Source organism: Streptomyces flaveolus (assembly GCF_044765825.1).
GTDB lineage: Bacteria > Actinomycetota > Actinomycetes > Streptomycetales > Streptomycetaceae > Streptomyces > Streptomyces flaveolus.
Genome location: NZ_JBIWKU010000026.1, coordinates 1 through 4,404 on the forward strand (window position 1 = coordinate 1; position 4,404 = coordinate 4,404).

Genomic DNA, 4,404 nt, shown 5'->3' on the forward strand with positions numbered 1-4,404 from the left:
GGCATCACCACCCTCAACACCCTGGGCACCACCACCTACCTCGAACTCGGCCCCGACGGCACCGCCGCCGCCATGACCACCACCTGCCTCCCCGAAGAGACCGACACGCCTGTGCAGGTCCTGGCGGCCGTCCGCAAGGACCGGCCGGAGACCGTCACGCTCATGCAGGCCGTCGCGCACCTCCACACCCGAGGAAGGAACATCGACTGGCGGGCGCTCCTCGCCCCCAGCCACCCCGTCCCGGCTCCGCTGCCGACCTACGCCTTCCAGCACCAGCGCTACTGGCTCTCCGGCAGCGGCCAGGGAGCGGGCGCCGATCTCGCCACGGCCGGTCTCGCCGAGGCCGGGCATCCGCTGCTCGCCGCCAGGGTGGAACTGCCCGACGACGGGGGCACGGTGCTGACCGGGCGGCTGTCGCTGCGCACGCACCCCTGGCTCGCCGACCACGCGGTGCTGGGTTCGGTGCTGTTCCCGGGCACGGGCTTCGTCGAACTGGCGGTGCGCGCCGGTGACGTGGTCGGGTGCGGGCACGTGGAGGAACTCACGCTGCAGGCGCCGCTGGTGCTCACGGAGCACGGCGCGGCGGATCTGCGGCTGACGGCGGGTGCCGCGGACGAGCGCGGCAGGCGCCGGCTGACCGTGCACTCGCGGTCCGGGGACGGGCCGTGGGTCCAGCACGCCGAGGCGACGCTGGCCGTCGCCGCGCCGGAGCCTCCCGTCGCGCCCGACTGGTCGGTGTGGCCTCCCAAGGGCGCACAGGCCGTCGGCATCGACGGGTTCTACGACCGGTCGGCCGAGGCGGGCTTCGCGTACGGCCCGGTCTTCCAGGGGCTGCGCGCGGTCTGGCGCGACGGCGACACCGTCCTGGTGGACGTCGCGCTGCCCGAGGAACAGCAGGGCGACGCGGGCGCGTTCGGCCTGCACCCGGCGCTGCTCGACGCGGGCCTGCACGCGGTCGGCCTGACCAAGGCCATGGGCGAGCAGGCCATGCTGCCGTTCGCCTGGAACGGGCTCACACTGCACGCCGTGGGCGCCGCGGCCCTGCGGCTGCGGCTGACCCCGACGGGTGCCGACGGCACGGTGTCGGTGGACATAGCCGATGTGGCGGGCCGTCCCGTGGCCCGCATCGAGGAGCTGGTGCTGCGACCGGTCAGCCAGGAGCAGCTCGCCGTACGGCCGGCGGCTCGCGGCGACTCGCTGTTCCGGCTGGACTGGCAGCGCGCCGAGCAGGCCGCGCCCGCCCCGGACGCCTCGTACGCGTTCGTCGGTGAGGCGGCGGACGGACAGCCGTCGTTCCCGGATCTGGCGGCCCTGAGCACGGCGGTCGCCGACGGGGAGCCGGTTCCGGAGCTGGTGTTCGCGGCCTGGCCGGGCGCGCCGGGCGACCTCGTGCCGGCGGCCCGGGAGGCCACCGGCTGGGCGCTCGCGCTGGCGCAGCAGTGGCTCTCCGACGAGCGGTTCGTCTCGGCCAGGCTCGTGGTGACGACCCGCGGTGCGGTGGCGACCTCGCCCGAGGCGGACGTCACCGACCTGGCGGGCGCCGCCGTATGGGGTCTGCTGCGGTCGGCGCAGTCGGAGAACCCCGGCCGGATCGGGCTGCTCGACGTCGGCGGCACCGGTGACCTCGGCGGTGTGCCGGTGGCCTCGGTGGCCTCGGCGCTGCGCGAGGACGAGCCGCAACTCGCGGTGCGCGACGGTGGCCTGCTGGTGCCGCGCGTCGTCAGGGCCGGCGGCGAGCCGGGAACGCCGGACGCGGACGGAGAGCTGTCCGCGGACGGCACCGTCCTGATCACCGGCGGTACCGGTGTGCTCGGCGGTGAGCTGGCCAGGCACCTGGTCACCGAGCGTGGGGTGCGGCACCTGGTGCTGGCCTCCCGGAGCGGCCCGGAGGCGGGCGGCGCGCGGGAGCTGGCCGCGGAGCTGACGGAGCTCGGCGCGTCCGTTCGCGTCGAGGCGTGTGACGCCGCGGACCGTGAGGCACTCGCCGCGCTCCTGGCCGGGATCGGGGACGAGCACCCCCTGACCGGTGTGGTGCACGTCGCCGGTGTGATTGACGACGGCGTGCTGACGTCGCTCAGCCCCGAGCGGGTGGACCGGGTGCTGCGACCCAAGGTCGACGCGGCCTGGCATCTGCACCGGCTCACCGCGGACGCGAATCTGGAGATGTTCGTCCTGTTCTCCTCCGCGGCCGGTGTGGTCGGGGCGCCCGGCCAGGGCAACTACGCGGCGGCCAACGCGTTCTTGGACGCGCTGGCCGAGCACCGCAGGGCGGCCGGGCTGCCCGCGCAGTCCCTCGCGTGGGGTGCGTGGGCGCAGGCCAGCGGGATGACGTCGGAGCTGAGCGACACCGACCGGTCCCGCATGGCGCGCGGTGGCGTGACCGCCCTCGAGACCGCCGAGGGCATGGCCCTGTTCGACACGGCCGGACGGACCGGGCACGCCGTGCTGCTGCCGATGCGCCTGGACATGACCAGGGGTGGTGCGGCGGTGCCCGCGCTGTTCCGGTCGCTGGTTCCGGCGGTGCGACGCGCCGCCGCGGCGGCGGGCTCCGCGTCCTTCGGGCCGGACCTGTTGCAGCGGCTGCTCGCGCAGCAGCCCGAGGAGCAGCGGCAGACGCTGCTCACGGTGGTGCGCGAGGAGGTGGCCGCCGTGCTCGGCCACGCTTCCGGGAGCGCCCTGGAGGCGGATCAGTCCTTCGCCGAGCTGGGCTTCGACTCGCTGATCGCGGTCGAGCTGCGCAACCGGCTGGGTGAGATCACCGGTCTGAAGCTGCCCACGACGCTGGTGTTCGACTACCCGAACCCGGCGTTGCTCGCGGAGTACCTGGGGCAGCAGATCCTGCCGGAGCCGGAGTCCGCGGCCGACCGGCTGTTCCAGCAGATCGACGGCCTGGAGCAGTTGCTGTCCGAACTGTCCCCGGAGCAGGACGACGTCGACCGGGTGCGGGACCGGCTGCGGGCGGTGCTCGCCAAGCACACCGGCGGCGCCGGGACGCAGAGTGCTCCCGCCATCGAGGACACGCTGCTGTCCGCCTCGGACGACGAGATCTTCGACTACTTCGACCGGGACCTCGGCATCTGAGCGTTCCCTTCCGTCCCACGGCCCGCGAGCAGTGATGCCCGCGGGCCGTGGCCCGATCTGCCCGGCTCAGCGCCGGCCCACCCACTTCGTCAACGCGTCAGCACAACGCAGAACTCAGCGAGGGCCCAATGTCAAACGAGGACAAGTTCCGTCAATACCTGGCGCGTGCCGCGGGAGAGCTGAAGCAGGCCCGCGAAAAGCTGCAGCAGGTCCAGGACGCGGCACACGAGCCGATCGCCATCGTCGGCATGGCCTGCCGGTACCCGGGCAGCGTCCGCGGTCCGGAGGACCTGTGGGACCTGGTCGCGCAGGGCCGGGACGAGATGTCGACGTTCCCCGAGGACCGCGGCTGGGACCTGGAGGCCCTGTACGACCCGGACCCGGACCGGCCGGGCACCTCCTACACGAACGTGGGCGGTTTCCTGTACGACGCCGCGGACTTCGACCCGGCGTTCTTCGGGATCAGTCCGCGTGAGGCGCTGGCGATGGACCCGCAGCAGCGTCTGCTGTTGGAGGCCGCGTGGGAGGCCGTGGAGTCGGCGGGAATCGACCCGGTCTCGCTGCGCGGTTCGCAGACCGGCGTGTTCGCGGGGCTCATGTACCACGACCACGTGGCCCGGCTGCGGGACGTGCCCGAGGACCTCGAGGGGTTCATCGGCAACGGCAACGCGGGCAGTGTCACCTCGGGCCGGGTGGCGTACACCATGGGCCTGGAGGGCCCGGCGGTGACGGTGGACACGGCGTGCTCGTCGTCGCTGGTCGCCCTGCACTGGGCGATCCAGGCGCTGCGCACCGGCCAGTGCCGGTACGCGCTCGCGGGCGGTGTGACGGTGATGGCAACGCCGGGCACGTTCGTGGAGTTCTCCCGGCAGCGGGGCCTCGCGGCCGACGGCCGGTGCAAGCCGTTCGCCGACGCCGCCGACGGCACCGGCTGGTCGGAGGGCGTGGGCATGCTGCTCGTGGAGCGGCTGTCGGACGCCCGCCGGCTCGGGCACGACGTGCTCGCGGTGGTGCGGGGTTCGGCGGTCAACCAGGACGGCGCGTCCAACGGTCTGACCGCTCCGAACGGCCCCTCGCAGCAGCGGGTCATCCAGCAGGCCCTCGCCAACGCCCGGCTGACGCCGCGTGACGTGGACGTGGTGGAGGCCCACGGCACCGGCACCACTCTGGGCGACCCGATCGAGGCGCAGGCGCTGCTGGCGACCTACGGCCAGGACCGGTCCGGGGGCCGGCCGCTGTATCTGGGTTCGATCAAGTCCAACATCGGTCACACGCAGGCGGCGGCCGGTGTCGCGGGTGTCATCAAGATGGTGCAGGCCATGC

Annotated in this window: 2 protein-coding genes; both read left to right on the forward strand. The window is 73.9% G+C overall.

Translation table 11 applies throughout. From position 1 onward, the window contains the following. Positions 1–3,081: type I polyketide synthase (locus tag ACIRG6_RS37680; RefSeq protein WP_403326626.1), on the forward strand; the 3,081-nt coding region annotated here is incomplete at its 5' end. Between the two features lie 128 nt (positions 3,082–3,209). Beyond that, positions 3,210–4,404, forward strand: a 1,195-nt coding sequence (locus ACIRG6_RS37685) for a beta-ketoacyl synthase N-terminal-like domain-containing protein (RefSeq protein WP_364686838.1), incomplete at its 3' end; no start/stop codon positions are given.